At 66.1% G+C, this 25,446-nt stretch carries 22 protein-coding genes and 4 tRNA genes; 19 read left to right on the top strand and 7 right to left on the bottom strand.

Annotated features, from left to right (window positions below; translation table 11 throughout):
- Window positions 1-159: 159 nt before the first annotated feature.
- A complete protein-coding gene (locus P3T34_RS05440; RefSeq protein ID WP_280664837.1) occupies window positions 160-495 on the top strand; it encodes a hypothetical protein in 336 nt (111 codons plus the stop codon).
- 199 nt (window positions 496-694) lie between these two features.
- Here P3T34_RS05440 and P3T34_RS05435 read toward each other — a convergent pair whose 3' ends face one another.
- Complete coding sequence (locus P3T34_RS05435; protein WP_280664836.1) at window positions 695-2,032, bottom strand: S53 family peptidase; 1,338 nt, start codon at window positions 2,030-2,032, stop codon at window positions 695-697.
- A gap of 204 nt (window positions 2,033-2,236) precedes the next feature.
- On the opposite strand from P3T34_RS05435, the gene P3T34_RS05430 reads away from it, so the two are divergent.
- Window positions 2,237-3,502, top strand: coding sequence for an aromatic acid exporter family protein (locus P3T34_RS05430; protein WP_280664835.1), 1,266 nt, complete (start codon window positions 2,237-2,239; stop codon window positions 3,500-3,502).
- Window positions 3,503-3,518: 16 nt separating this feature from the next.
- On the opposite strand, the gene P3T34_RS05425 is transcribed toward P3T34_RS05430, so the two are convergent.
- Together P3T34_RS05425 and P3T34_RS05420 are read right to left on the bottom strand one after the other, a co-directional pair.
- Window positions 3,519-4,022 carry a GNAT family N-acetyltransferase gene (locus P3T34_RS05425; RefSeq protein ID WP_280664834.1) on the bottom strand — a complete coding sequence of 168 codons (504 nt, stop codon included), beginning with the start codon at window positions 4,020-4,022 and terminating at the stop codon, window positions 3,519-3,521.
- Between the two features lie 250 nt (window positions 4,023-4,272).
- A complete protein-coding gene (locus P3T34_RS05420) occupies window positions 4,273-5,220 on the bottom strand; it encodes a GNAT family N-acetyltransferase (protein ID WP_280664833.1) in 948 nt (315 codons plus the stop codon).
- A gap of 343 nt (window positions 5,221-5,563) precedes the next feature.
- Between P3T34_RS05420 and P3T34_RS05415 the strand changes: the two genes are divergently transcribed.
- From P3T34_RS05415 to P3T34_RS05405, 3 genes are all read left to right on the top strand, one after another.
- A tRNA-Gln gene (locus P3T34_RS05415) sits at window positions 5,564-5,655 on the top strand.
- Window positions 5,656-5,977: 322 nt separating this feature from the next.
- Window positions 5,978-7,699: a serine/threonine-protein kinase gene (locus P3T34_RS05410; protein WP_280664832.1), complete on the top strand. Its 1,722-nt coding sequence runs from the start codon at window positions 5,978-5,980 to the stop codon at window positions 7,697-7,699.
- A 49-nt stretch (window positions 7,700-7,748) separates the two neighbouring features.
- Window positions 7,749-8,600: a hypothetical protein gene (locus P3T34_RS05405; protein ID WP_280664831.1), complete on the top strand. Its 852-nt coding sequence runs from the start codon at window positions 7,749-7,751 to the stop codon at window positions 8,598-8,600.
- 300 nt (window positions 8,601-8,900) lie between these two features.
- Here the strand turns inward: P3T34_RS05405 and gcvH are convergent, their stop codons facing one another.
- A complete protein-coding gene (gcvH, locus tag P3T34_RS05400) occupies window positions 8,901-9,281 on the bottom strand; it encodes a glycine cleavage system protein GcvH (RefSeq protein WP_280664830.1) in 381 nt (126 codons plus the stop codon).
- A 277-nt stretch (window positions 9,282-9,558) separates the two neighbouring features.
- Entirely contained in the window at window positions 9,559-10,269 is a 711-nt protein-coding gene (locus P3T34_RS05395; protein WP_280664829.1) for a tetratricopeptide repeat protein, read from the bottom strand.
- A gap of 232 nt (window positions 10,270-10,501) precedes the next feature.
- Between P3T34_RS05395 and P3T34_RS05390 the strand changes: the two genes are divergently transcribed.
- Window positions 10,502-11,038, top strand: a complete 537-nt coding sequence (locus tag P3T34_RS05390; RefSeq protein WP_280664828.1) for an HAD domain-containing protein — start codon at window positions 10,502-10,504, stop codon at window positions 11,036-11,038.
- 23 nt (window positions 11,039-11,061) lie between these two features.
- Here the strand turns inward: P3T34_RS05390 and P3T34_RS05385 are convergent, their stop codons facing one another.
- On the bottom strand, window positions 11,062-11,817 hold the full coding sequence (locus P3T34_RS05385) for a hypothetical protein (protein WP_280664827.1): 756 nt from the start codon (window positions 11,815-11,817) through the stop codon (window positions 11,062-11,064).
- Window positions 11,818-12,373: 556 nt separating this feature from the next.
- Window positions 12,374-12,637 (bottom strand): Smr/MutS family protein, encoded by a 264-nt coding sequence (locus P3T34_RS05380; protein WP_280664826.1) that lies wholly within the window; start codon window positions 12,635-12,637, stop codon window positions 12,374-12,376.
- Window positions 12,638-12,977: 340 nt separating this feature from the next.
- Here P3T34_RS05380 and P3T34_RS05375 point away from each other — a divergent pair, with 340 nt between their 5' ends.
- From P3T34_RS05375 to P3T34_RS05310, 13 genes are all read left to right on the top strand, one after another.
- On the top strand, window positions 12,978-13,697 hold the full coding sequence (locus P3T34_RS05375; RefSeq protein WP_280664825.1) for an alkaline phosphatase family protein: 720 nt from the start codon (window positions 12,978-12,980) through the stop codon (window positions 13,695-13,697).
- 94 nt (window positions 13,698-13,791) lie between these two features.
- Entirely contained in the window at window positions 13,792-15,555 is a 1,764-nt protein-coding gene (locus P3T34_RS05370; RefSeq protein WP_280664824.1) for a recombinase family protein, read from the top strand.
- 470 nt (window positions 15,556-16,025) lie between these two features.
- Entirely contained in the window at window positions 16,026-16,349 is a 324-nt protein-coding gene (locus tag P3T34_RS05365) for a hypothetical protein (protein WP_280664823.1), read from the top strand.
- 468 nt (window positions 16,350-16,817) lie between these two features.
- Window positions 16,818-16,888 (top strand) — tRNA-Ser (locus P3T34_RS05360).
- A gap of 55 nt (window positions 16,889-16,943) precedes the next feature.
- Window positions 16,944-17,014: transfer RNA gene (locus P3T34_RS05355), tRNA-Ser, on the top strand.
- Window positions 17,015-17,018: 4 nt separating this feature from the next.
- Window positions 17,019-17,092, top strand: a tRNA-Leu gene (locus tag P3T34_RS05350).
- A gap of 1,300 nt (window positions 17,093-18,392) precedes the next feature.
- The gene (locus P3T34_RS05340) at window positions 18,393-18,863 is read left to right on the top strand and encodes a phage terminase small subunit P27 family (RefSeq protein WP_280664822.1); all 471 of its coding nucleotides are present in this window, start codon (window positions 18,393-18,395) and stop codon (window positions 18,861-18,863) included.
- On the top strand, window positions 18,860-20,380 hold the full coding sequence (locus P3T34_RS05335) for a terminase large subunit (RefSeq protein WP_280664821.1): 1,521 nt from the start codon (window positions 18,860-18,862) through the stop codon (window positions 20,378-20,380). Before P3T34_RS05340 ends, P3T34_RS05335 begins: the two co-directional genes overlap by 4 nt.
- A gap of 307 nt (window positions 20,381-20,687) precedes the next feature.
- Window positions 20,688-21,797, top strand: coding sequence for a phage portal protein (locus P3T34_RS05330; protein ID WP_280664820.1), 1,110 nt, complete (start codon window positions 20,688-20,690; stop codon window positions 21,795-21,797).
- Entirely contained in the window at window positions 21,794-22,504 is a 711-nt protein-coding gene (locus P3T34_RS05325; RefSeq protein ID WP_348534749.1) for an HK97 family phage prohead protease, read from the top strand. The genes P3T34_RS05330 and P3T34_RS05325 overlap by 4 nt, the downstream gene beginning before the upstream one ends.
- A 44-nt stretch (window positions 22,505-22,548) precedes the next feature.
- Window positions 22,549-23,889, top strand: coding sequence for a phage major capsid protein (locus P3T34_RS05320; RefSeq protein ID WP_280664819.1), 1,341 nt, complete (start codon window positions 22,549-22,551; stop codon window positions 23,887-23,889).
- Between the two features lie 141 nt (window positions 23,890-24,030).
- Window positions 24,031-24,915 carry a head-tail connector protein gene (locus P3T34_RS05315; protein WP_280664818.1) on the top strand — a complete coding sequence of 295 codons (885 nt, stop codon included), beginning with the start codon at window positions 24,031-24,033 and terminating at the stop codon, window positions 24,913-24,915.
- On the top strand, window positions 24,915-25,382 hold the full coding sequence (locus P3T34_RS05310) for a hypothetical protein (RefSeq protein WP_280664817.1): 468 nt from the start codon (window positions 24,915-24,917) through the stop codon (window positions 25,380-25,382). The genes P3T34_RS05315 and P3T34_RS05310 overlap by 1 nt, the downstream gene beginning before the upstream one ends.
- The last annotated feature ends 64 nt before the right edge of the window (window positions 25,383-25,446 follow it).

Raw genomic sequence — 25,446 nt, 5'->3', positions numbered from 1 at the left:
ATGGGACATGTGCCCATATTTTCTTCACTGCAAGCTCATATCTTCCTCAATTCGCATACCTAGGACTTGATCCACCGATGACCTCGCCATAAGATTATTTCTAGTGCAGCTGGGGGAGCTGTGCGAGAAGAATTGACAGTTGTTCCAATTGGAGAAAATATGAATCGCATTGCCAAGCTTGCCGCAGTGGCAAGCTCAATCGCCTTCGCCGCGACCCTGGCCCTGCCGGCTTCGGCCCAGGCGGCATCGAATGGCGGATGTGACATCATCAATTCGTACGGGGGAAATGCGGGCAGGATTCACTTCACCTGTTACACCGCCACTGCGCGCCGCCTGGACATCAATGTGAAGTGCAGCACCCCGGCCCTCCCCTGGGTCGGTGACTATGCAATCGGCTACCGAGACCCGTCGGCTTACGCTGGAAACCACAATGGGATTCTGAACTGCCATCTTCCGATGGAATATGCCGGCGGTATTAACTGGAATTTCTTCTAAAGAGAGCTTGCGGCCGGATATCTCGGTGGCCTGCCAGTTCACTGGTGGGCCACCGCGGTTTTTGAGGCTACCGGCAGGGCCCAGTGTTGTGGCTCTGTTCGTTCGTTTTGATCCACGCGGGAAATTTTCTGACCTGTGGTGATGTCTCCGGACACGCAGAGCCGCCCGCGACGGATCGCGGGCGGCTCCGGACAGATCGTCAGTGCTGGTGCGCCAGGGTGCGGACGAGCTTGCCGGCGTCCACCGTGCCGACGCCGGTGGCCTGGTCGTAGCCCGGGCCGGCGGTGTAGCCGCCGGTGCCGGTGGAGCCCGTCGTCACGTCGACGATGCCGGCGGAGTGCTGGGCGTACAGCCGGTAGAGGTCGTTGTCGATCTGGCCGAGCCGGTGCCCGGCGGCCTGGTCGGCCAGCGCGACGACGGCGGCGAACAGCGGGGAGGACTCGCTGGTGCCCGCGCCGTCGGCGGTCCAGCCGGTGTTGGCCGGGTCGAAGCTGGAGTAGAGCCAGAGCGCGCCGTTCGGCGAGCCCGCCATGCTGACGTCCGGGGTGCCGCGCTGGTCGCCGACCACCGAGCGGACCACGTCCTGGTAGCCCGGGCGGGCGAAGACCTTGGACCGCTCGCCGCCGCTGCCCGACCAGGCGGTGTCCGGCGCGGTGCGCTGGCCCTGGTCGTTCAGCTGGAGCTCGGTGCCGCCGACCGCGGTGACCAGCGGGTCGCCGGCCGGCCAGGCGGCGTCCAGCTTGGTCGAGTCGCCGCCGCCGTCGCCGGAGCTCGCGGTGAGGGTGACGCCGTGCTGGGCCGCGTTGGTGAAGGCGTAGCGCAGCGTGGTGAGGCTGGTGTAGTCGCCCACGTCGAAGCCGGGGAACTCGGCCTCGCTGGTGGCCCAGCTCATCGACACGACGTCCGCCTGACCGGCGTTCACCAGGTGGTTGATGCCGCTCATCATCTCGGGGATGCCGACCGGGCCCTCGGTCTCGGAGACGCCGGTCTCCAGCAGCACGATGTTCGCGCCGGGTGCGACCGCGTGGGCGGCCTCGACGTCCAGAGTGGTCTCGCCGGCCCAGCCGTCCATGTCCGCGTTGGTCGGGTCGAAGGCCGGGACCTGACCCCACTTCACCACCTGGACCTGGGTGCCGGGCAGGCCGTACTGCGCGTCGTAGACGTCCAGGTCGTGCTGGATGGTCGGCGAGCCGTACGAGTCGACGATCACGATGGTCCGGCCCTTGCCGGTGATCCCCGCGCTGTAGAGCGGGTTGAGGTCGTAGGCCGTCCGGTACTGCAGCGGCGAGTAGCAGGCGCGCTGAAGCTGGGTCAGGCAGGTGCTGGTGGGCAGCGGCGCGGGGAGCACCGGGTCGCCGGTGGAGGCCGTGTGCCGCAGTCGGGCCGCCGTCCGGATGGTGGGAGCGGCTGCCGTGGACGAGACGCGCGGCGCCGCGCCGGAGCGGGTCGCCGAGGCGGTCGGGGCGGCGGCCAGCGACAGGGCGGATCCGATCAGGGCTGCGGCGGCGGGCAGGACGAGCAGGCGGCGCAGTGGCATGGGAGTCCTTGAGGTAGGCCCGATATCAGCTGGTGTGATCATGACAGCGCGCAGTGTGGCGAGGCAATGACCGTCACATGACCCGTCACGGCCGACCGACGCCTTTCGGCCACCGGCGGTCCGCTGTCCGATATCTGACGGCTCATCCGGGTGCGTGATGCGGCGTTGGCGATGACGGGGTGCTCGCGCGGGAAGAAGGGGAGGATGCCTGGTCTCCGCGCAACCGCTACCGCCGCCGCCCTGCCTGAAGAGCTCCGCCGCCGGCTCAATGAGCCGGTCGTCGTGCAGACGGTGCGCGCGACGGTCGCCGCGACGCTCTCCTATGTCGTCGCGGTGCACGTGAGCAGCGAGCCGGCGCCGCTGACCGCGCCGCTCACCGCGCTGCTGGTCGTCCAGGTGACCCTGTACTCGACGCTCACCACCAGCATCCGCCGGGTGAACTCCGTCGTGGTCGGGGTGCTGATCGCCGTCGGCTTCAGCTCGGTGGTGGGTCTTTCCTGGTGGAGCCTGGGGCTGATCATCCTGGCGTCGCTGACGATCGGTCGGTTCGTGCGGGTGGACGAGTTCGTCAACGAGGTCGCGATCAGCGCCATGCTGGTGCTCGGCGTCACCCGGTTGGCCTCGCAGGCCTGGGACCGGGTGCTGGAGACCCTGATCGGGGCGGGCGTCGGCCTGCTCTTCAACTTCCTGTTCGCGCCGCCGGTCTGGGTGGACACCGCCGGCGAGTCGATCGAGGACCTGGCCCGGCGGGCCCGGCACCTGCTGCTGCGGATCGGCGAGGAGCTGAGCGGCCACACCCCCGTGGAGCGCGCCGCCGCCCGGCTGCACGAGGCGCGCCGACTGGACCAGGCCATCGCCGACGTGGACGGCGCGCTGCGGCAGGCCGAGGACAGCCTGCGGCTGAACCCGCGGATCTCCGAGGGCCTGGTCTCCCGGCTGGTGCTGCGTACCGGGCTCGACACCCTGGAGATCTGCGTGGTCGTGGTGCGGGTGCTGGCCCGCTCGCTCACCGACCTGGCCAAGCGGCGAGAGGAGGGCGAGGAGCTCTTTCCGCCGGAGGTGGCGGTGGCCCTTGAGGAGCTGCTGGCGCACATCGGGGGAGCGCTGGTCAGCTTCGCGGTGCTGGTGACCACGCAGGTGAGCAGCAATGCGGCGGAGGCGGAGAACCGGCTGGCGGCGGAGCTCACCGCCGCCTGGGCCAAGCGGGAGAAGGTCGCGCAGCTGCTGTTGCGGCGGGTTCAGGAGCACCCGAAGGCTTGGCAGTTGCACGGATCGCTGCTGGCCGAGATCGACCGGATCCTGGACGAGCTGGACTTGGACCACCGCTCGCGGCGCCTGATGGAGGAGCTGGACCGGGCCTCGGTGGCCAATCGCGAGCGCTTCACCGGGATGGGCCGGCTGCGCCGCTTCGCCCGCGGCGAGCGCCTGCGGCGGCGGGGCGGGCGAGGCGCGCGGGGCGTGCGGAGCTGAGGGGGTGAGAGCGGGTTCAGGCCGGGCGGGTCAGGTCCAGTTCGTAGACCTGGCCGACCAGATCGACGCCGAAGCTGTGGTGCGGCTCCTCCTCGACGAGTTGGAAGCCGGCCGCCAGGTAGATCCGGCGGGCCGCCACCAGCGGGTCGTTGGTCCAGAGCCGGATCCGCCGGTAGCCCACGGACCGGGCGAACCGCACGCACTGCTCCACCAGCCGGGCGCCGAGCCGCTGCCCGCGGGCGACGGGGTCGACCAGCAGGATGCGCAGCTTGGCGGTGGCCTCGTCCTCGCCCACGCAGAGGACGCAGCCCACCCGGCGGCCGTCCGACTCGGCGATCCAGCCGGCGTCGCGCTCCGGATCGCGGTCGGTGGCGAAGTCGGCCACGATCGTGGCGACGAGCGCCTCGAAGCTGCCGTCCCAGCCGAACTCGGCCGCGTACTGCTCCCCGTGGGCCATCACCATCCAGCCCAGGTCGCCCGGCTCGCCGATCGGACGGATCACCGCCTGCTCCATGCCCATCCTTGCCTCCGCCACTGGAACGACTTCCGGGTTCACGGGCGGAGGTTAGCAAGATCAGCGGAGAGCTACTCTCAGCTGACTCCCAGCTTGCTGGCGCGGGTTCGCGATGCCGGTCGGCAGGCGTCTTGCGAGGGTGCTCTCACGATGCATCTTGCGAGTTAACTCTCGTAACGATTCTGCGAGTTCGCTCTCGTAAGGGCTCGTGAGAGACAACTCTCGTCATGCCTCCTGCGAGGTCGCTCTCATAAGGTCAGGCCCACGTCATCAGGAGCTCGCGCTCGAATACGTCGTATCCGGCCCGGGCGAACGCCGCCGCCATCGGGACGTTGCCGACGTCCGTGGAGGCCCTGATGCACTCGGGTGCGGTGGTGGCCAGCACCCGGGTGCCCTCGGCGAGGATGTCGTCGATGTACCCGCGACCGCGGTGCGCGGGCAGCACGCCGATGTACGCGATGATCGGCCGGTACTGGTTCCGGGCGGCGATCACCAGGCCCACCGGCTCACCGGTCTCCGGCAGGATCGCCACCCGCCACCAGTCGCGCGGGCTGCTGTAGCCCGCGAACTCGTCGTCGTACTGCGACTGCGCGGTCTGCCGCGCGGTCATCCGGCTCAGGTCGTCCAGGCTGTAGACGTCCAGCGTGTCGGTCAGCAGCTCGCTGAGCAGGTCGACCAGCTCCGCCTCGCCGTCGACCGGGCGGAACGCCAGCCGCCCGGTGGGCGCGGGGACTGGCGTGCCGGACGTCCACTGCAGGCGCAGCCGTTCGACGAACAGCCTGGCCCCCAGCTCCTCCAGCACGCCGAACCGGCCTTCGACGGCGCTGCGCACCGCCGGGTCCGCACGCCAGTCGGCAGGCAGGAAGCGGCTGTACTTGGGCGGCGCGCTGCCCACCGGGACGACCGCGGCCAGCGCGGTGCGCAACAGCGCGGCACCGATGGCGTCCTGGCCGGGCAGGTAGTCGAAGATGTCGAGCAGCAGGGGTGCGGTCCCCTGCGGGCGGCACCACCAGGCCACCCGCGCGAGCAGTCTGCCCTCGGCATCGAGGGCGACCCACGACCATGCGGCACGGCGGGACCCGGAGGCCAGGTCCGCGACCACTTCGTGGTTGAAAACGTAGTCGAGCCGATTGAAGAGTTCGACCTCCTCCGGTCCGCTGATCGGACGGAAGGCCAGGTCGAGGCTGGTCGGTACTGCGGTCAAGGCGTGCTCCGATGAGAGGTGCGCCGGGCCGCTCCGGGGTCAGCGCTGCCGCGCACCCCGGGAGGGTCCGAACGCGATGGTCCTGCTGGTCATCTGCTGGCCCTCCTTTCGGTCTTGTCCTGTCGAGTCATGGATCCGACACGAAGTTCTATCGGGAGTACGGGCTGATGGCAACGCATTTGTCGAGGGCGTCCATCCAGTTTGCGGATGCGCCCCGGACACCGGAGCCGAGGCCGGAACAGAGGTCGGAGCAGGGTCAGGACGGGGTCAGCTCGGCGTCAGGGCGGTGCTGGATAGTCATCGGTGTGAGGAGGGGCCCACCGAAGGCGGGCCCGCCGAGCAAGGAGAGGTGCCCGGAGTGGTTGATCGGGGGCCGGGGCTCTGGTCCCGGTCGGGTCCTTGAGGCCCACGCAGGTTCGAATCCTGCCTTCTCCGCCCAGCGCAACCACGACGGGCGTCGCCCCTGCCCCGCCCCTGCCCCCGCCCCCGTCCTCGCCGTGCTGTGTCCGGCGCCGGCGCCGGCGCCGGACCCGTGTCGGATCCCTGCCGACCAAGCCTCGCCGCCCGCCCGCCTGCCCGACCCTGCGGGCGGCAGTGGTGTACGAATCACCCGAACCGTGACCCGCCGACCGGGAACTCGGGTCAGACCGGCGCACGTCGATGACTGCGGCAGGTACTACTGTGCGGTCGGCGATCGGCGGCGCCGGTCGCGCGGCAGTCCGGAGCAGAGCGGCAGCGACAGAAGGAATCAGCGGCGATGAACGGCAACGACGCACCCCGCAGACCGGGGCCCTGGGAGCTGCCCGGCTACGTCCACGACCGGGAGCTCGGTGCGGGAGCGAGCGGCCGGGTCGTGCTGGCCCGCCACGAGGCGACCGGCACGCCCGTCGCGATCAAGTACCTCAGCCAGGCCGTGGCGGGCCGCGAGGCATTCCGAGCCGAGGCCGCCCTGCTCGGCGATCTGCGCTCGCCGTACGTCGCCCAGCTCTACGAGTACGTCGAGAGCGGCCGCGGCGCCGCGATCGTGATGGAGCTGGTGGACGGCGTCGCGCTGCGCACCCTGCTCCAGCAGGAGGGCGCCACCGGACCGGAGGCGGCGCTGGTGGTGCTCAAGGGTTCGCTGCTCGGGCTGGCGGCGGCGCACGCCGCAGGCGTCGTCCACCGCGACTACAAGCCGGCCAACGTGCTGGTGGCGGCGGACGGTTCGTCCAAGCTGGTCGACTTCGGCGTCGCGGTGCGCAGCGGTGACCAGGGCACGATATCCGGCACTCCGGCCTACATGGCGCCCGAGCAGTGGGCCGGTCAGCCGGCCTCCCCGGCCGCCGACGTGTACGCCGCGACCGTGACGTTCTTCGAGTGCCTGACCGGCGCCAAGCCCTACGGCGGCACCACACTGGTCGAGTTGGCCCTGCAGCACACCGAGGCGCCGATTCCCGACGAGCTGGCGCCGGACCAGGTGCGCCCGCTGATCCGCAAGGGGCTGGCCAAGACGCCGCAGGGCCGTCCGTCCAGCGCGGCGGAGCTGGTGGTCGAGCTGGAGGCGGTGGCGGCGGCCGCGTACGGCGAGGACTGGGAGGAGCGCGGGCAGCGCAAACTCGCCGCCCTGGTCGCGCTGTTGCCGCTGCTGCTGCCCTCGGCGGGCGGCGGCGCGGGTGCGGGCGGCACGGCGCTGGCCACCACCGTGCTGGGTGCGGGCGCGGACGCCGGCTACGACCTGGAGCCGGCGGGGTATGCGGAGGGCGAGCGGTTCGGCGGCCGGAACAAGCTGACCGCGGGCATCACGGCGGCGGTGCTGCTCACCGCCGCGGTGGGCGGGATCGCGGTGGCGAGCGAGCTCAGCTCGAACGGGAGCAGCGTGGTCTCCGGGGCCGGGCCGGTCCCGGTGCTGACCACGATCGTGACGCCGGGGGTGGCCGCGGCGGCGACGTCGCTGCCTACGCTGCCCGTGCCGTCCGATTCGACCTCGGCATCGGCGTCGGCGTCGGCCTCGCCGTCACCGTCGCCCTCCGCCTCGGCCTCACCCTCCACCGTGCCGAGCGCGACCGTCGCCGCGCCTCCCGGTCCGAGCGCGCCGGGGCCCACCACGGCTGCGGGCACGCCGTCCCAGCCGTCCACCCCCACCGGCGCTCCCTCGACGTCTGCCGCGCCGAGCCCCTCGTCGACCCTGCGGGTGGTACGGCTCGCGGTGGGCACGCCGAGCTGCTCCGGCGCCTACGGGATCAGCGTCCCCGTCACGGTCGTGACCACGGGGACAGGGACAGGCGAGTTGACGCTGTCGTGGATCGACGTCAATGCCACGGGCCAGGTGAGCAGCATCGCCACCGGCACCCTCGCGCTGCCGCTCCGCGGCAGGGGCACCTCGGTGAGCCACTTCTTCGGCCACGCGGACTCCGCCACCTACTGGGGACTCCAGGTCAGCGGGCTCTCGGCGTCCGGCTCCAACAAGATCGTCTCGATCCGCTGCAACCCGCCCGGCTGAGCGCACCGGCCCTCGCACTCACCCGACGACCTCGCACCAGGGAACCTCCATGACGACCCCGCAGCAGCCCCCGACGCCCGCCGAGCCGAACCCCGACCGTACGTTCCGCCTGGGCCGGGTACCCGACGTCACGGTCGCACTGCCCGACCCCGACGACAGCGCGACCCTGCTCGACGACACGGCCTGGCCGACCCCCGCCATCCCGGTCATCACCGTCAGCCTCGCCAAGCGCGCACCGGACGAGGCGCCGGCCGCCGCCGACACGATCGTGCTCCCGGCGGCCCCAACCGAGCTGCCGAACGAGCCCGACGTGGCCGCTGAGGTGCCCGTCGAAGAGCCCGGCGAGCACACCATGCCGCACCCAGCCCCGGACGAGCTGCGGCGCTTCGGCCCGGGCGTCCCGGCCCTCGCCGTCCCGGTCCCCGCTCTCGCCGCCGCCGTCTGGCACGGCGACGCCACCCTCGCCGACGGTTCGGACGCCGCGCCCGCCCCCACCGCACGGCGCCGCCGCCGGGCGCTCGGCGGCTGGCTGCTCCCGGCCGCCGTCCTGCTGGCCGTCCTCGCCTTCCTGGCCTGGCAGCGCTACGCACCGGCCGTCCAGGTGACCGGCGTCGCCGTGCACACCGACCCGGCCGGCCCCGGATGCAACGGCACCGCCGTGGTCACCGGCACCCTGCAGACCGACGGCGGGACCGGTACCGTCCGCTACCGCTGGGAGCGCAGCGACGGCACCCTCTCCGACGACCTGTCCCAGCCGATCGCCAAGGGCAGCAAGCACACGGACGTCGTCCTGCGCTGGACCTTCGACGGCCACGGGAGCATGCGGGCCACCGCCACCCTCGACGTCCTCTCCCCGCAGTCCCTGTCGGCGGCCACCACCTTCACCTACACCTGCCAGTAGCAACTGCCGTACGGCTCACCGCCCGAGGAGCCGTAACCCCTCCCGGCGGCCCGCCCCAGACCAAGATCACTTGGCCGACATCGACGGACCGCTCCTCCCCTTCGGCGCGCCGTCGTATCCCGCGTATCCGACCTGTCCGTCGCAGCGAAAGGGACCCGGTGTCCCGAGGTGTTGGGGTACACGTCCTCTACATGCCCCTCTCCAAGGCGGCCCAGGCTGCCCATCGCAACGGGAAACGTCGAGGCTGCCACCTCCGATGGTGTGACAGCCTCCCTGGTGCCAAGTACCGCTACACCGCGATCACTGCTGCCCCTTGATCATGGCGGCATACGCGGCTTCGTCCATCAGGCTGTTGAGCGCGGCCGCGTCGGTCACCTGCATCTTGAAGAACCAGCCGGCCCCCATGGGGTCTTCGTTGATCTTGCCCGGCTCGTCGGCCAAGGACTCGTTGATCTCAGTAACCGTGCCGGCCACCGGCATCATGATCTCGCTCGCCGCCTTGACTGACTCGATCACAGCCGCTTCATCGCCCTTCGCAAGCTCGGCTCCGACCTCGGGCAGCTGGATGAACACGATGTCCCCAAGATGGCCCTGGGCGAAATCCGTGATGCCGACCGTGACCACCCCGTCGGCCTCCACTCGCAGCCACTCGTGCTCCACGGTGTACTTGACCTGCGACATGTCTATCCTCATATCTCGTAGTCGCGCCATCGACCAGTCTCCAGCCGTGCTGGCGAGTTGACGGTCAGTCAAGCACGATCGGCCTGTCAGGCGGATCGCTATTGAGCAAGCCTCCCCATAACGGGGTCCGCTGCCCCGCCCGTCCATGCACGCGGGGCAGAGCACATACGGGACAGTCCAATGGGTGTGTCACTGGGGGCCCAAGAGCCCATTCCGGTGACGGGCTGACCGAGAAGTTTCTTGAGCGATCTGCCAGCGCATGCCGCCGCGTGAGCCTTCACCAGGACGACGTCTCCTGGCTGGACGCGCGACTTGACGTAGGCGGCGGCGGGGGCGTCCACTCGGCTGAACATACCGGCACTACGCAGGGACCGGTGGAAGGTTCGTGACAGGTCCACTGGCCGCTCCACTGGCGCGGCACCACGCCGTCTGCCGCCGTTGTGTCGGCCTGGCCGATCAGCAGTTCCACCCGGGCGAGTGCTGCCTGCGTGGACTCGACCAGCCCGGCGTCTCCCTTGACGATCCGCAGCCGCAGCGCTTCTTGGAGATGGGCCTGGGCACCCGCGAGGTCGCCGCGCTCCATCAGGTGCTTGCCGGTGTGCTGAAGCGCAAAGTCCACAAGTTCCGGGTGCTGGCTTCGCGCGGTGCTCAGGGCACTGCGGTAGAGCGCATCCGCAGTCTGTACGTCACCGGCGTAGCGGTGAGCGTCGCCGAGGTTGAGCCCGGTAGCGACGACTGCTCGGGTGTTGCCAATCGCTGCGGCTAGGTCGAGCGACTGCCGGAGAAACGTACGGGCCTCGTCGTGGTTGCCCAGGCTCATCTGGCCGATACCGATCCACCTGGTCAGGACCCGAGTCCGGGCGAGATCGGACCCCGTGGGCAAGGCTCGCAGCTCCGCGCGGAGTTGGTCGACCGCAGTGGTCAGCTCGTTCCGGTCGATGGGGACCATCCGCAAGCCCTCGTCCTGGTTGATGAGGTGCTGGAGCACTAGACCTTCCCTCGTTCGGTTCTGCTCAGCGTGGCACTACAGCTGGTCGGTCTGCTGGCGTAAGTAGGTCGTCGCGGGCCAACTCGACACCACGTCTCGGCTCGCTCCACGCTCGCGAACGCCACCGGGGTCTACGAGCAGGAACGGGGGGCACGGCCGCTACCGGATTGGGCGGTCTTCCCGCCCCAGACCAAGATCACTTGGCTCGTCCCGGAGCGGCTACCGTGGAGGCATGACCGGCTCCACGCAGCGCCCCCTGCTCTTCGTCGACGTCGACGGGCCGCTCCTTCCCTTCTGCGCGCCGTCGTATCCCGCGTATCCGACCTATTCGTCGTGCCGCAAGGGACCCGAACCGGAGTGGGCCGACGCGAATCCGCTACTGGTCAGGATCAATCCCGAGCATGGGCTCCGACTGGCGGCGCTGCCGTGCGAACTTGTCTGGGCCACCGCCTGGATGGAGGACGCCAATGAGTTCATCGCCCCGCTGATCGGCCTGCCGGAGCTGCCGGTGGTGAGCTGGCCGGACTCGGTGGATGAGGACGAGCAGACCTGGCGGGCCGGCCTGCACTGGAAGACCCGCGCGCTGCTCGACTGGGCGGCCGGCCGGCCGTTCGCCTGGATCGACGACGAGACCACCGACAACGACCGCGCCTGGGTCCGTGCGCACTACCCGGCACAGGCCCTGCTGCACCACGTCGACCCGTGCCGGGGTCTGACCGACGCGGACTTCGCCGCCCTCGACACCTGGCTGAGCGCACACGGCCAGTGACGTACGCGCTGAAGCTGCCGGGCTCAGGGCTGGTTGCCGGTGGGGGTGGGAGGGGGGAAGGAGGCTGGATCCTCGGTTTCGTCGTAGGTCTTCGGATTCACCCGCGTCCACCCTTCGCCGGGGTGGACTACGACGCCGCCGACGTAGACAGCCTGGTAGTGGGAGAAGTCCGCCCCCGACTGGTCGGCCTTCTCCGCCTGGGCCGTGAGCTGGAACTGCTTGCCGCCGTTGTCGATGTTCTCCGTGACCGTTCCGTACGTGGTGGCCACCGTCATCTGGAAGCTGAACCTGCAGTAGTGCTGGTGAGTTGTGACGTAGACCGCGAGCGTTCTGGTCTCTCCGGGCGCCAGCGAGATGGTGTTCTGCTGAAAGAAGTTGCCGCTGTATTCGCCGCCTTGGGACACCTGGGCGTAGGTGATCGGACTGTCCAGGTCGAAGCCGAGGCTGATGGTGGGGTCAAGACCGGCCGGCGGGTTGTAGAAGTCGGTTCCGGTGAGCGGTGGTTGGCACTGCTTGAGGATGTGCATGCCGGTGATAGTCACGGTCTTGGTGGCAGCGCCCATCAGGGTGGCGCCGATGAAGCCGCTGTCGGTCGGGACGGCGCTGCCGGCCGGGAGCAGTGCCGCCAGACCCTTGGAGTCGAACTTGTCCACCTTGGCGAGTTGGCTCGGGCTGAGCTGAACACTGCCCTGGGCGACGAAGCTCTCGTTCGGGTCGGTGTTCAGCGGGGCGACTTGTTCGATCTTGACCGGGGTTGACGGGTTTCGGTCCGGACTCATGGGCAACCTGATCAAGAGCGCGCTTCCGCCGCCAATCAGCACCAAGGCGCCGGCGGCCGCCAACGCGATGCGCTTCCTCTTCCCCGTGGGGTGCGGGGGCGCGGGTGGGCCGAGGAAATAGTTGTTCTGGGGGCCACTGCCGAGCGAGACCGCGGCTGGGCCGTGGAAGTGGTTTCCCGATACCCCACCCGCGTCTGATTCGCCCGCTACGGGGTCCGTCATCGCCGCTCCCATAGATGAACTGACAATACGTCAGACCCTACTATGACGGTCACGTCCGAACTGAACGGGCGGGGGCGTGTGCCCGCCGTTGCGGCTCTGGCATGTCCGTGTCCGGAAAAAGGCCTGGTCATGGGCCTGTTCACCGGTCGCGGGCGGGGCTAGCATTCCGGGTCACGGCAGCCCTCCACCCCCCAAGAGCGGGGCTGCCCGGCAGGCCGGCTGTGCACCGGTTGTGCCGCGGCCGGGACCGGTCGACCGCCCCGCCCTAGGTCCCGGCCGCCCACCCTTCCCCGCTCACCCCTCCCGCTCACCCCTCCCGCTCGCCCCCTCCTGCTCACCCCTGCCGTTCGGGGGTGGCGAAGTGGACCAGGATGCGGCCGGTGTTGGTCTGGTCGGCCTCCACGCGCAGGTAGAGCTTCCTGATGTGGCGCTGGGCGAGGAGGGCGAGCACCCGCTTCTTCAGCTGGCCGGTGCCCTTGCCGGGGATGATCTCGACGACCGGTTCGCCGGTGCGCAGCGCCTTGAAGAGCACTTCGCGCAGGGCGAGTTCGATGTCGCGGTTGTTGCGGAAGACCGGGTGCAGGTCCAGGGTCAGCAAGGTCGGACTCCAGGGGGCGCGGTGGGCGGTCGGGATGGCGGGACGATGGGCAGCCTACGCGGGGTGGGAGGCGCGGGATCGGGGTGCCGTGGAGAGCGGCAGCATGGTTTCCGGGCAAGCTAATTGACGGATCGTCAACAAGATGATGCCCTGGTGGGTGCTCGCCGTTGCTCGCCGTTTTGTTGTCTGCGCGTCATGTGCCGTACAGCGAACTTGTGCAGACAAGTTACGCGGCCCTGCAGCACCCTTCTCGGTAGTCGTGACCCACGAACGCCGCATGCGGCCGCCGCCTCCGTGCGTGTCGGCGGCTCTGTCGACGGCGCTGACGAAAGGTCCCCGCATGTCACCGATCTCCCGCCGGACTCTGCTCGGTTCGGCTGCCGCCCTCGGTGCCGGCAGCGCGCTCGGCGTGCTTCCCGGTTCGGTCCGCCGCGCGATGGCGGCGAGCACCGGCAGCGGTTCGCTCTCCTCGGTCAAGCACGTCGTGATCCTGATGCAGGAGAACCGCTCGTTCGACCACTACTACGGCACCCTGCAGGGTGTCCGCGGCTTCGGCGACACCTCGCTGCTGCGCTTCCCCAAGAGCTCGACCGTGTGGAACCAGTCGACCAAGGGCTCCGCCGGCGGCGGCACCATCCTGCAGCCGTGGCACCTGAACACCGCCACCACCGACGCCCAGCAGGTCGGCGACCTGGACCACGGGTGGTCCGGGACGCACGGCGCGTGGAACGGCGGGCTGTACAACAACTGGATCCCGGAGAAGACCGGGTTCACCATGGGCTACTACAACCGCGCGGACATCCCGTTCCACTACGGCCTGGCGGACGCGTTCACCATCTGCGACCAGTACTTCTGCTCGGTCCAGGGCCCGACCAACCCGAACCGGCTCTACCAGTGGACCGGCATGATCGACCCGCTGGGTACCGCCGGCGGCCCGGTCACCGACAACAGCGAGGCGGGCTACTCCTGGGCCACCTACCCGGAGATGCTGCAGGACGCGGGCGTCTCGTGGCGGGTCTACCAGGAGGCCGACAACTTCGACGACAACCCGTTCGGGTAGTTCGCCTAAGAGAAGTTGCCGCCGGGCTCAGCGGTCGGCATGGCTTGTGCTCCCTAACTAGTGACCCTCAGACCTAGTTAGGCAGGTAACACCCGTGGCTACCAACGCATTTGGACTCTCCGCCGACGAGACCGCCGCCCCTGTGACCCCGTACGACGGGTGTGGGAAGTGCCTGCTGGGCGTGCGCCGTCTGTCCCGCGTGAAGGGCTCAACTAGCAGTCCCACCAAGCAGCGTGACCAAATCCTGAAGGCCGCTGGCGAAGAAGGCGCGCACATCATCGGGTGGGCGGATGACTGGGAGGTCTCCGGCGCTTCCGACCCTCACACCCGTCCCCAGCTCGGCCCGTGGCTGGCCGGGAAGCGTGGGCCGTACGACGGGCTTGCAGCGTCCGCTGTGGACCGTATCGGCCGTGACGTGGCCGAGGGGCTGAACCTGGCCCGGGAGAACGCGAAGGCGGGTCGAAGGCTTCTGACGGCTGACCACCCGGGGTGGTGGAACCTGAGTGATGTCAATGACGAACTGAACTTCAATATCAAGCTTCTCGGTGCGCAGATAGAACACCGCAACATCAAAAAGCGGAACCAAGACGAATCGACCCGTGCGCGCGATGCCGGAAAGATCGCCAATCAGTGCAGCTACGGATACCAGCACATCCGGCGGTCGGGTGGAAAGGTCGAAGGCCGGGAATTCGAGCCGACGTCGTGCAAGGAAATCAGGAAGACGGCTAAGCGCATCCTTGCCGACAAGACGGGGAAGATCACCCCATGGACCGAAGCGCGGCGGATGACCCGCGCAGGAATCCTGTCCCCGATGGACTGGCGGGCGGTTCAGCATGGGCGGGAACCAAAGGGGCTAGCGTGGTCGGCTAAGGGCCTCATTGTGATTCTCACCAGTGAGGCCGCTCTGGGCTATCTCATGCACGCTAAGCGGCCCGTTCTCGGCGCGGACGGAAAGCCGGTCAAGGTCGGCCCGGCACTGTGGGACCGCGCGACGCATGAGGCCCTGGTTAAGAAGTGCGCAGCGAAGCCCGCCAGTGTGCCTAGGCGTCGCGCCCCGAAGTCGATTAACCGGCTTACCGGTGTGGGCGTTTGTGGGCAGTGCCGAGAGCCGTTGCAGCGTTCCGGCACTGTCGGGCCGAAGGGAAAGACGGAACCGGCGTACGCGTGCACCGGTCGAAGCAAGGGACTTCCGCAATCCGCCAACTGCCGACCCGCGCCGATCATCGGTGTTCGTCGCCTCGATTCCGAGACAGAGGTTTGGTTCCTGGCGCGCTACGGGTCCGGTCAGCTCATGGAGCGCGTTTACGACTCGGGGACGGCATACGCCTCTCAAATCAAGGAACTTGAGGCGAACCGGGCCCGTCTGCGCGCCGACCGTGACGCCGGACTGTACGACTCTGCCGACGACTCCGAATGGTTCCGCACTCGGTATGTCGGTATGGGCGAGGAAATCGAGAAGCTGAAGAAGCTTCCCGAGCGTCCCGCCGGGTGGCACAACGTGCCGACCGGAAAGACCGTGGCGGACGAGTGGCACGCCGGGGACGACGTCGCCAAGCGGGAAATGCTTGAAGAGCACGGTGTGCGGGTCGAGTTGTTCCCGCGCTCCGCCAAGAAGCAGATCGTGATTACGGCTGAGATTCCCGACAGCCCGGGTGCCGAGCTGGTCACTGGCGAAGCCGACCACCAGGACGCGACGGCCGTGCCGACTGGCGAAGCCGACCAGGACGTGACCGGCGACCAGGACGTGACGGCCGTGCCGAGCCCGCAGGCGGCCACTCAGGCGCCGGACGGCATCACAGAGCCCGTCACGGTCCTCTCGTTGGCTAGCGAGCCGCTAGACCCCGCCCTAGCCGCGTAGCGGCCCTCTGAGCCCCGTCTGACCCGTCACCAGGTTGGGCGGGGCTTCGCCGTTTCCGCACGCGGAGTCTCGCTGGAGCCCTACGCTGCTGGACATGAGCATGCGACCTGCCGAACCCCCATCCCCGGGCACTCCGCCGCCTGGATCTGTCCTCTCGACCCGACTACGGGCAGCGCTGGAAACAGGAGAGCCGAAAACCATTCAGGCTGCACTTCAGGCCGACCTGAACGAACCCGGAGTGCCTGCCGCCGAGTTGGCCGCCGCCCAATGGATCCGAGACGACTTGGATCAAACCTGGGCAGGAATCAACGGGATGCAATGGTGACTCCCTGACAGCCCCTCACGGCCGGACAGCAGCACTAGAGCCCCTGGAGAGCCCCGGATGGTCCATGGAGACCGCCGGGGCTCCCCCGTGCCCGCAGACTGCCGTTCTAGGGCATCCTGTCGGCTCGCGCCGGTAGCCTTGCCTCATGACTGACACAGGGTTCCTTGCCTGGCTCTCGGAGACCGCAGAAGCAACCGCACTGCTCAAGTGCGTTCAGTGCAAGTCGAGTTTCTGGGCGTGCCCCGAGTGCGTGAACACCATCCGCATTGACCCCGAAACCAACCTTCCGCCGGATGTGGTCGTGGTGAACGGAGAAGCGGTCTACACCCCCGATTTCACGCCGGAAGCTATGGCACGGAGCGTGAAGCAACCGGCGTGCGACAACTGCATCCAGGAACGCAACGATTCCGGCACGTGGCCGGAGCGCGTTCCCACTTCTGTGGAACGGCACCGCCGGAGCCACTTCTAGCCGTCCCCTCGGAGCCCGTCCGGAGATCATTCCGGGCGGGCCCCTTTTTTTGCCTACTCATTCGAACACTTGTGCGATACCGAGAGTTGCCAAGGATGCACTTAGGGTCACAAAGCTTGAATCAGCGTGGACATGCCGACAGGGCAAGCGGCAAGCCGGGCAGCGCCGAACGTCATTCCGTCAGTCCTCGACACCCCCTCTGACCTGGTCTTTATGACGGTATGACGGTTCTAGACGATTTCAGGTTTCCCTATGGTCCATCTAAGGAAAGCCAGAACGGCACTGCCGAACGTCATATCGTCATGCCCCCCGTGCTGGCCGGTCGGCAACGACTGTGCTCCCTAGTGGGTGAGCCCACCAATGCAGCGCGTTCGCCGAGATCGGCAACGACTGTGCTCCCTAGTGGGTGAGCCCCCGTGCGGCGAACGCCGGTCCTCTCTCCGCCGAGCGAACCGCACAGGGTGCAACCACCTTTCGGCTAACTGGAAAGCCGCCCGGCAGCTAGTCGGGTAATGCGGGTTCGAGTCCCGCAAGGTGCGCGAGGGTCGCACCCTTTACATGCGAACGCACGACGACGGTTGAGCCTCGCGTGTAGGTCTCTTAGTTCAGCGGCCTAGAACTCTGGCGTGAAGCCGGTAACGTCGGTTCGAATCCGGCAGAGACTACCTTGCCCATCTAGCCCAATCGGCAGAGGCGACGCGCTTAGAACGCGTAGGTTCCCGGTTCAAATCCGGGGATGGGCACCGAGCATCGACTAAGTTAGTCGATGCCTTCATGGATCTGGTGAACACTCTGACTGCCGTCTGCATCGACTGTCAGGCGCCAGCCACGCATCACGGGCGTTGCGCTGAACACTTCGCGCTCTACGAAGCCCGTCCCACCATGCAAGCTCGGCGAACTCGCCGTGAAGCGATAGCGGCAGGCAATAACGCTGCTGCTGACCTTCGCGCCGAGATGCGCCGTTCCGGTTGGGTGAAGTGCGCTGTGTGCCCATCCCACATTCTTCCATCTGCCGCCGATGTGGACCACATACGTCCGCTCGCGCTAGGTGGCGAAGATACCGCCGAGAATGTTCAGATCCTCTGCCGACCGTGCCATAAGGCGAAGACTCGGCGGGATTTCAATTTCTCCAATCCACCGTTCTAGGGGGCTGATATGACGTCTCCGGTTCTCCCTGCCGGTCCTGTTGGCCTTTCCTGCGGAGCGTGCGGAAGTCCTGCTGTGTGCCAGTGGAAACGTCGCCCGACGACTGCCGAGCTAGCTGCCATTGTGGCAGCGAATACGTTCAGCACCGCGCCGACGGCAGCCAACACGACCATTCTGGTAATGGCATGTGCGACCCATGCGATCACTGCTGATCTCGCTTCGCGGATTCATCAGAATACGTGCGTCGCGCCGCCGACCTGTGGTTGTACGCCGGAACCATCGACGGCCAACAGTTCGCCTAATCCCGGCGTTGCTGTGGCGTTGCCTACAGGCTGGTAAGGGCGGTGTGATGCCTTCTCGTCCGTGCCTCGAATGCGGCACGCTAACGACCAATTCGAGCCGTTGTGATCTGCACGAACGCGAATTCAATTCGCTGTGGAATCGGCAGCGTGGCAGCGCGACGGCGCGTGGTTACGGATATCGATGGGTTCAGCTTCGTAATTCGATTCTGGCTGACTACATTGCCGCCCACGGTGGTTACTGCAATGGATATCAGGTCGATATCCACTATGTAGATACCACTCAACTAACAGTAGATCACATCGTGCCAAAGGCTCGCGGCGGGACTGATGACCGCAGCAATCTGCAAGTGCTGTGCCGAGCGTGCAATTCCAGGAAGCGCGACCGGCGCTAGCCGCCAGGACTGCATAAGTATGTGGTCCGGGGGGTGGGTTATTCATTAGGCGAGCTAACCGTCCGGACCCGGCCCCCATGCCCCCACACACCGCTGCGAAATTATGACCGGGGGGGTGTCCGTATGAATATGCATACATTCGGGGGCTCCCGAAGAGCATCGACTAAGTTAGTCGATGCCCCATCGGAAACGGGGGTTCTGCCATGGTTGCCGGTCGCCCGCCGGTTCCGGCCGAGCGCAAGCGCAAGCTTGGCAACCCCGGACAGCGCACCCTGCCGGATCTTGAGTCCGTAGAGTCCGTGGACGCCGTTCTAGCGGCTCCACCGGCCCATCTCGGCCCCGAGGGTCGCGCCATGTGGGATCACGTCGTCAGTGGCGCCGTATGGCTTGCCGAGACCGACCGCCCGCCCCTCGTGATGCTGTGCGAGAAGGTAGACCGCCGTGCCGACTTCCGGCAGCTTCTCGCTGAAAGCTCGGCGGTGCTCTATACCGACAAGGGTTACGCCTACGCTCACCCTGTCGTCGGAATGCTTTCCACAATTGAAACCGAAATAGGCAAGCTCTTCTCGGTGCTCGGGCTAACTCCGACCGACCGAACCCGAATGGGAGTAGCGGAAGTAAAAGCCCGCAACGCATTTGAGGAGATGCTAGCTCGCCGTAATCCCCGGGAGTGAGTTTGGATGAGCCCCGGTGGCTTACGCGCGTCCCTGCCGAGCAAATCGCAGCTGGCGACGGCGCTGATTTCACGGAATTTGCCGAGCAATTCCTACGGGTTACTAAAGACTCGATCGGCGGGGACGCTGGCAGCCTGATACGGCTTCGCCCGTGGCAGACTCGCCTAGTTGGCGAATTGCTCGCACGGCGCCCGGATGGGTTCCTTCGGCATCGACAGGCGCTCATCGGGATGCCTCGCAAGCAAGGAAAGAGTGCCCTAGCGGCCGGAATTGCTATCTTCGGGCTCGCTTTTGGTCCGCGCGGTGGTGAGGTCTACTCGATAGCCGCCGACAAGGAACAGGCGAGAATTGTTTTCGGCACTGCCCGGAAAATGATCGAGCTAGAGCCGCAATTCGCGAATATGTTTCGGGTCTACCGAGACGCAATTGAGCTTCCGGCGACGGGTTCCGTCTACCGGGTGTTGAGTGCCGAGGCATTCACAAAGGAAGGGCTGAATCCGCACCTAACGATTGCGGATGAAGTCCATGCACAGCCAACCCGTGAGCTTTGGGACGTAATGTCTCTGGCTTCCGGTGCACGCCGTGAGCCGCTTATGGTCGGCATTACCACGGCCGGTGTCCGCACCGACTCGACCGGCGGAGACTCCCTGTGTTATGGGATGTTTCAGTACGGCTGCCAAGTGGCTTCCGGTGAAGTTGTTGACCCTGCCTTCTTTTTCTCCTGGTGGGGTGCCCCGGACGAAGCTGACCACCGCTCGCCGGATTCATGGGCGACTGCCAATCCCGGCCTAGGCGACATTGTCAGCCTTGAGGATTTCCAATCTTCTGTTCTGCGAACGCCGGAATCTGAATTTAGGACGAAGCGCCTTAATCAGTGGGTCGCGACGGCTCAGGCTTGGCTTCCGGCCGGTACGTGGGACGCTTGCGCTGACCCCGCCGTGACGATCCCGGATGGCTCAGACGTCGTTTTGGGATTTGACGGCAGCTTCAATAATGACAGCACGGCTTTGGTAGTCGTCCGCCCCGCTGTGGGCGAGAATCCGCCGCATGTTGATGTGGTAGCTGCATGGGAGAAGCCGACCGGCGTAGGGAATGACTGGGCAGTCCCGATCATCGACGTTGAAGCCGAGATCCGGGAAGCCTGCCGACGCTGGCAAGTGCGAGAAATCGTGTGTGACCCTTACCGCTGGGCCAGGACCTATCAGGTTCTGGAGTCAGAGGGTCTGCCGGTGGTCGAATTCCCTCAGTCTCCGGCTCGAATGATCCCGGCGACGACGAGATTTTATGAGGCCGTGCTGAATAGGTCTCTCACTCACTCAGGTGACCAGCGCCTAGCGCGGCACCTTTCCAATTGTGCGATCCGCACCGATTCACGCGGCTCTCGCCTTTCCAAGGATTCCAAAGGCTCGCCCCGAAAGATTGACCTAGCAATTGCTGCGGTCATGGGGCTAGAGCGGGCTTCGTTCGAGCCGGAATCCGATCCCATTCCGCAATTCTTTTCCTGGGCTGATCTGTAGGAGGGTCACTGATGAAATCTCACGACCCCCGAAAGGTTCGCCAAGCAATTGCCGACGCTGCCGACCTCGCAGGAATTGCGTGCCTGTTCACGGCAGCCTGGTCCTGGAATGAGCTTGCGGGACTAATAGTGACCGGGGTCGGTCTGGTTGTCCTAGGGTGGCTGATCGATCGTTGAGCCTCCTAAGACGGGCCTTTGAGCGGCGCGCTTACATCCCATCCGGCGCCGGTGATCCTTGGGCAATCCCGTCGAATGGAAGTCTCGCAGCAGTCACGAACGCTGGCGTCCCGGTTACGGACGATTCGGCAATGCAGCTTATTGCCGTTTCGGCATGCGTGCGCATTCTCAGTGACGCTGTGGCGGGACTCCCGTTTGATGCTGTGCGGTCCGAGGGAGCCGTCAGGAAGACCCTAGAACCCCCTCCCCCTATTGTCTCCGACCCTTTCGGCGGGGAGAACGACACCCGGCGTCCCACACGGCGCCTAGGGCTCTCACAATGCATGGTGTCACTTCTCCTACGGGGGAACGCGTACCTGCTGGTCTTGTCCCGGGATGCACGGGGACGACCGAACCGCCTTCGCGTCATTCACCCGGACCGTGTTCGCTGCGAATTCGACAGCACTGGTGAGCGTTCATATCAGATCGACCGGAAGCCGGTCGATGCCTTCGACATTGTGCACATCATCGGGCTCTCGTACCCCGAGTCCGCTACCGGCATGAGCGTAATTGCCTATGCCCGGAACGCTATCGGGCTCGGCCTCGCCGCTGAGCAATTCGGCTCGCGATTCTTCGCCAAGGGGGCACACCTTACCGGTGTCGTTGAGGTTCCCGGCGATCTCGATAAGGAACGCGCCCGGGGTCTCAAGGAGAGCTTTACCGCCTCCCATGGCGGCCTGGAGAACTCACACACCGTCGGAATTTTGAGCGGTGGAGCTTCCTGGAGGGCCATTTCTGTCACGCCTGATGATGCCCAATTCCTGGGTACGAGGGCGGCGCAGAATCTCGACATGGCAACGCTCTTTGGTGTGCCTCCGCACATGCTCGGCCAAGTAGATAAAACCACATCTTGGGGAACCGGCATTGAACAGCAAAGTCTAGGATTCCTGGCCTACACGCTAGGTCCGTGGCTTGGCCGTTTCGAGGATGCTTGGTCCGCCATGCTGCCCGCTCCGCAGACTGCCCGATTCAACACGGACGCACTATTGCGTACGGATGCCGCTGGCCGATACGCGGTCTATGGTGCCGCTCGCTCTGCCGCAATTCTCACGACGAATGAGATCCGGGCGCTTGAGAATTACGCCCCGATTGATGGTGGCGACGATATCGCGGCCCCTCTGAATTCCAATGTAAAGCCAATGAAGGATATGCAGGCCGGTAAGTCTCAACCGACCGCCGACGCTCTGGGGGCGGTACTCTGAACGACTTCTCCACGCGCGCTGGACAGACAGGCGCAATCGAAACCCGCAGCACCGCATTCCGGGACGTTCAGCTCACGTCGATTGCCAACGGGACTGGCGGGGAAACCCTGACCTTCACCGGATATGCGAGTGTCACTGACACGCCGTACACGGTGGCTGACTACATGGGTGAGTACTCGGAGGTGATTCGGCGCGGTGCGTTCGCTCGCACGCTCGCCGAAGGCGCCGATGTGCCATTCAAGCTCAACCATGATGGCATGACCCTCGCGAGGACTGGCAGCGGCACTATGCGGCTCGCCGAGGACTCGACCGGGCTGCATGTCGAAGCGGACCTAGACCCCAGGCAGAGCGTCGTCAGGGACCTTCAGATTGCCATGGATCGCAAAGACGTTGACGAGATGTCTTTTGGATTTCGGGTCCGTCAGCAGGAGTGGAGCCCGGACTATACCCAGCGGGACATCACGGATTTGGATCTACACAAGGGGGATGTCTCCGTTGTGAATTTTGGCGCCAATCCGGCGACTGCTGGCGCCACCATGCGAAGCCTCGACCTGATCGAGGCTCTTCGCGCACTGAACCCCCGAGCGGACATCACTCGGGCGGTAATGCGCGAACTAGGCGAAGCGCCGGAGGGTGCCGACACCCCGACGGAAGCCGCCCTAGCTCTCTTCTCGGCCCGCTTGCGCGCGCTGAATCTCTCACACTGAGCATCGACTAACTTAGTCGATGCCCTGTACCCATAGGGGAATTCTTGAATAAGCGCGACCTAGTCGCCGACCTCCTAGCCAAGCGCGCGGCCCTTAGTGCGGAACTGGTCAAGCTGATTGATGCTGCCAAGTCCGAAAGTCGCGCGCTTGCCGATTCCGAGTCGGCCCGATTTGATGAGATTGAGACCGAGGTTCGAGAGATCGACTCTCGGGCGACCGAGCTAGACGCGCAGATTCGCGCGGACGACGCTGCCGCCGAGATGACCCGGCGATATGCCCCCTCGGTCAAGGTGACCAGCGAGCCGGAGATCTACCGTAGCGGCCCGCGCGGCCGGTCGTACTTCCGAGATCTGCACCTAGCCAGGAACAAGGCTGATCGAGACGCGATCGACCGCCTTTCCCGGAATGACCGGGGTCGCGCTGCCGACCTGGAGAAGCGCGCTATCTCCACCGCGAACGGCGCCGGGGGGGAATTCGTGCCCCCCGAGTGGCTAGAGGATGCGTTTATTCGCTTCGCTCGCCCGGGTCGGATTACGGCCAACCTGGTCCCGAACATGGACCTACCGGCTGGCACCGACAGCATTAACATTCCCAAGGTGCAGACTGGTACTGCGACTGCCCAGCAGACCACGCAGAACACCGCCGTTCAGCAGACTGACCTAACCACCGCGAGCGTTTCGAGCGGCGTCACCACCATTGCCGGTGGCCAGACGGTATCTCTTCAGCTGATCGAGCAGAGTCCGCTAAACGTGGATGACCTGGTACTCCAGGATCTAGCAGCCGATTACGCCGTGAAGCTGAATACTATGGTTCTAAGTGGCACGGGTTCGAATGGTCAGCCGACCGGCATTTTCACTCTCGTCGGGACCAACACGGTAGCCTTCACCTCCGCGACCCCGACTCTCGGCGCGCTGTACAGCAAGCTTGCCGGAGCGATTCAGCTAGTCCACACGAAGCGCTTCCTGCCGCCCGACACCATCGTGATGCACCCGGTGCGTTGGGCATGGATCGTTGCTCAGCTTGACGGCCAGAACCGTCCGCTAGTCGTCCCGTCCGCCGGTGGCCCGATGAACGCCATGGGCAACGCGGATGGTGTGGTCTCTCAGGGTTTCGTGGGTTCCATCATGGGGCTTCCGGTTTACGTGGATGCCACGATTCCGACCAATGGTGGCGCGGGCACCAATCAGGATGTGATTCTGGTCGGTCGCCTTGCCGACCTGATTCTGTGGGAGTCCAACATTCGGGCCGAGGCATTCCCTCAGACTTACGCCAACCAGCTGAGTGTGTTCGTTCGACTCTACAACTACATGTCATTCCAGGCTGGCCGATTCCCGCAGAGTCTGTCCGTGATCGGCGGGACCGGTCTTGCCGCCCCCAGCTTCTAGCCGAGCCCGGCGACAGGGCATCAACTAATTTAGTCGATGCCCTGTCGTCACTCTCCGTACTTTCCGCGGGGGCTCAGAATCGGGACAGAAACGGACATAGGTTCCGCCGGCCGAGCCCGCGGGATATACAGAGAGTGATAAATGACCCTGATCTACTACGTCGGCCAAGACGTAGGGCTTACCGCCACGGTCACGGACGACACGGGAAACCCCGCCAGCGGCCCCGTGGCGGCCTCTCTGGCTGTCACGGACCCCACTGGGGCCACCAGTACCCCGGCAGTCAGTTCGGCCGGTAGCGGGGCGTACAGCGCCGTTGTGGTCGGTGTATCGACCCCGGGCGTCTGGCTCTACCGCTGGACTGCAACCGGTACGGGTGTCGGCTTCGCCAGCGAGGGACAGTTTCAAGTTCGCCCGGTTGGCGCCGAACAGCTAGTAGACCTAGCGAGCGTGAAAGCGCATCTCAACATCCCGACGACTGACACCCGGCAGGATGACGAATTGCAAGGGTTCATTCTCGCGGCTGCCGATATCGCCCGGGATCACTGCGGCCCCCTCGTCCCCGAGACGCATACCGAATTCTTCAGTGGTGGAGTTCCCACCATTTCCCCTGACTGGCTCCCGGTCTCCAAGGTTCTCAGCTGCACCGAGTACTACGGGCTAGCCGCATTCACGCTCACGGAACAGCCTCTCGGCTCCCAAATGAACGCCTTCGCCTTTACGGTGGATTACGCAACCGGAGAGATTTCCCGCCGGACCATCGGTGGCGAATCCGCGCTCTTCGCCTTCGGCAGCAAGAACGTCCGGCTTGTGTACACGGCTGGAATCGGCACGGTGCCGTACTCGGTCCGGCTCGGCGTTCTAGAGCTTGTCCGGCACCTCTGGCAGCTCACGCAGCAGGGCGGGCGGCCACGATTCGGCGGCTCTGGATACGACGGGGACGTGCAGGCCATTCCCACCGGCTTTGCGCTGCCTACACGCGTTGTAGAGCTCTGGCAGGGCTACCGACGACCCCCGGGGATTGCATAGTGACCGTTCCTTCTTCGACCGCAACGGCCGTCCGAGCATGGCTTTACGGGCAGCTCTCAGCCCAGCTCGCACCCGACCCACTCAGTAAGACGTCATCGCTACTGGTCTGCTATGACGAACCGGGCCCCGAACAGCCGGACGACATCGTTGCAATCGGCAAGGTATCCAGGCAGTTGAGCCTAGGTGCCATGGTTGGCGGTGGCGGCGCCGGATGGATTGATGAACGGTATTCCGTGGAAATCACGATCGACGTGTACCGGGGTGGCGACGACTCGCAAGGGGCCTACAGTCGCGCTGCTGTCCTCTGTGACGCCATTTGCTCTATCGTCCGGTCGGATCTCACGCTCGGCGGGAACGTCATCACGGCTCGCCCGCTTTCCTCGACCCATGAAGTTGCCTGGGAAGAGAATCATGCCGGGCGACAGGCCACTACCACGCTCGAAGTTGAGTGTTTCCAGCGCATCTGACCCCTTCGACTAACTTAGTCGATGCCCCTTGAAGGATCGCATTTGCCTGCTTTCACCTACACGG

This window comes from Kitasatospora sp. MAP12-44 (genome assembly GCF_029892095.1).
GTDB lineage: Bacteria > Actinomycetota > Actinomycetes > Streptomycetales > Streptomycetaceae > Kitasatospora.
This window is presented reverse-complemented; position numbering and strand designations above follow the sequence as displayed.

Coding starts and splice junctions, on each gene's coding strand:
- P3T34_RS05410 (WP_280664832.1), top strand. CDS start 5,978: ATGAACGGCAACGACGCACCCCGCAGACCGGGGCCCTGGGAGCTGCCC.
- P3T34_RS05440 (WP_280664837.1), top strand. CDS start 160: ATGAATCGCATTGCCAAGCTTGCCGCAGTGGCAAGCTCAATCGCCTTC.
- P3T34_RS05390 (WP_280664828.1), top strand. CDS start 10,502: ATGACCGGCTCCACGCAGCGCCCCCTGCTCTTCGTCGACGTCGACGGG.
- P3T34_RS05385 (WP_280664827.1), bottom strand. CDS start 11,817: ATGAGTCCGGACCGAAACCCGTCAACCCCGGTCAAGATCGAACAAGTC.
- P3T34_RS05315 (WP_280664818.1), top strand. CDS start 24,031: ATGACCCTGATCTACTACGTCGGCCAAGACGTAGGGCTTACCGCCACG.
- gcvH (WP_280664830.1), bottom strand. CDS start 9,281: ATGTCGCAGGTCAAGTACACCGTGGAGCACGAGTGGCTGCGAGTGGAG.
- P3T34_RS05430 (WP_280664835.1), top strand. CDS start 2,237: ATGCCTGGTCTCCGCGCAACCGCTACCGCCGCCGCCCTGCCTGAAGAG.
- P3T34_RS05405 (WP_280664831.1), top strand. CDS start 7,749: ATGACGACCCCGCAGCAGCCCCCGACGCCCGCCGAGCCGAACCCCGAC.
- P3T34_RS05365 (WP_280664823.1), top strand. CDS start 16,026: ATGACTGACACAGGGTTCCTTGCCTGGCTCTCGGAGACCGCAGAAGCA.
- P3T34_RS05375 (WP_280664825.1), top strand. CDS start 12,978: ATGTCACCGATCTCCCGCCGGACTCTGCTCGGTTCGGCTGCCGCCCTC.
- P3T34_RS05340 (WP_280664822.1), top strand. CDS start 18,393: ATGGTTGCCGGTCGCCCGCCGGTTCCGGCCGAGCGCAAGCGCAAGCTT.
- P3T34_RS05330 (WP_280664820.1), top strand. CDS start 20,688: ATGCAGCTTATTGCCGTTTCGGCATGCGTGCGCATTCTCAGTGACGCT.
- P3T34_RS05435 (WP_280664836.1), bottom strand. CDS start 2,032: ATGCCACTGCGCCGCCTGCTCGTCCTGCCCGCCGCCGCAGCCCTGATC.
- P3T34_RS05425 (WP_280664834.1), bottom strand. CDS start 4,022: ATGGGCATGGAGCAGGCGGTGATCCGTCCGATCGGCGAGCCGGGCGAC.